The following is a 232-nucleotide window of genomic DNA, read 5'->3' as shown; positions in this document are numbered from 1 at the left end:
TTTTGATTGCATGGCTTTTTTCTTGTTTTGTCTTGGACCACAACATGAGAGCAAAGATGTGATTACACCATTAATAGTCCATTTGTATCGCGCGGTGAGCGTTGGTAATGTCGTTTTCCAGCAATTGGCCAAGGTTGTAAGACGGGTAATAACTGCGCTCGTTCATATAAGAGTAAACATTGGCATGCCACTGTATTGCCCCTTGGAGTTGCTTACTTAGCACATTCCGCAG

1 protein-coding gene is annotated in these 232 nt (G+C 43.1%); it reads right to left on the bottom strand.

Annotated features, from left to right (window positions below; all coding sequences use genetic code 11):
- Window positions 1-70: 70 nt before the first annotated feature.
- On the bottom strand, window positions 71-223 hold the full coding sequence (locus CHH91_RS19180) for a hypothetical protein (protein ID WP_286160862.1): 153 nt from the start codon (window positions 221-223) through the stop codon (window positions 71-73).
- Window positions 224-232: the final 9 nt, after the last annotated feature.

It is taken from the genome of Virgibacillus sp. 7505, assembly GCF_002272135.1.
In the GTDB taxonomy this organism is placed as follows: Bacteria; Bacillota; Bacilli; order Bacillales; family Amphibacillaceae; genus Terribacillus.
The sequence above is the reverse complement of the archived record's forward strand: the minus strand, read 5'-3'. Positions and strand labels throughout refer to the sequence as shown.